Genomic DNA, 1311 nt, shown 5'->3' on the forward strand with positions numbered 1-1311 from the left:
TTCCTTGTGGGTATCTTCTTTTTCGTCGTGTCCGTGTTCATCCTGCGCCATAACCGAAAAGCTCAGCGCAAGTGCTATTGCTGCGTATAAAGGTTTTACTGACATCGTTTACTCTCCAATCTCTGCGTTTGTTTGCTGGCTTAACGGCGATAACGTCAGCGCTTTACTGAGTTCGCCCGAACGGTACAACCATTCAATGGCGGCCAACCGATATTGTGTTTGCAGCGCTATACCTGCAAATTGACTATCGAGCTGCTGTTGCATGGCGGTGAGATAGTTTGTGGTGGATAAGTCTCCGGCGAGCCAGGACTGTTCAATCACCTGCATCGACTCATCCTGCCGAGATTGAAAGTCTCTTTGCCAGCTTTGCCATTGTTTTTTAACAAAGCGGTAGTTGTTAAGGGACGATTTCAGTGCTGCTTGCCATTGTTGGCGTAGCGCAATCAAACGTTTTTCTTCAGCAACAGCTTCGCTATTGGCTGCGCGTACTGCATCGCTGTAGTTATTGCGAATCTGTAGTGGAATGCTGAATGATAAGCCAACTACTGTTTCGTTATCGCTCTCGCCCGCTTCGACGCCTACGGTTGGGTTGGCGGTGGTTAACGAGCGTTTCCAGTCGACATCGGCGCGCTTTAATTGCCATTGCAGGTAAGCGGCTTTTAACGCTGGATGTTGTTGCCAACGAGCCGTTAACGCAGGTTCAACGTTAAATAGCTCCTCGTTAATGGAGAGTTGACCGACATCAGACGTTGTTAGCAGAGCGTTTAACTCTGCTTCAGCGGATTGCAGTTGTTGATAAGCCGCTGCAGTTTGTTGCAGTTGCCGACTTAGTGCGAGTACCGTCAGTTGTTCGTCGACGGCACCTAAGTCTCCGGCTTTACGCCGTTCGGCAACCAGGCTTATCGCCTGTTTAACGATTTTCTTTTGCTGCTCGGCGAGTGCGTAACGCTTTTTTGCATCAAGCCATTGCACATAGGCATTCAGCAGAGTTTTAGCATGCGATGTCGCCGACTGGCGATAAATACTCATTGCCATAGCGGTCATTGCGTCACTCTGACTGGCACGTGCTTCATTGCGAGTGCTCCAGTCCAGCGTTTGGCTTAGACCAACAGCGTAATTATTGATGTCACCCTCACGCTCTAAGCGTGACGATAAGCTAGGGTTGTACAAAGGCTGATTTAATTGCTTGCCCTGTTGGATCAGCGCTTTAGCCTGCTGTTGAGCGGCTTCAACACTGGGGTGTTGCTGCACAGTTTGTTGCCATTGCTCGGGCAACTGTTGTGCATTGGCGTAGCTTGAACTTATTGCCAG

Annotated in this window: 1 protein-coding gene; it reads right to left on the bottom strand. The window is 49.6% G+C overall.

From position 1 onward, the window contains the following. Window positions 1–108: 108 nt before the first annotated feature. Window positions 109–1311 (bottom strand): TolC family protein (locus tag ACP7H9_RS14145; RefSeq protein WP_439222923.1); only part of this gene is annotated, 1203 nt, incomplete at its 5' end.

It is taken from the genome of Idiomarina sp. ST20R2A10 (assembly GCF_051842345.1).
Classification (GTDB): Bacteria; Pseudomonadota; Gammaproteobacteria; order Enterobacterales; family Alteromonadaceae; genus Idiomarina; species Idiomarina loihiensis.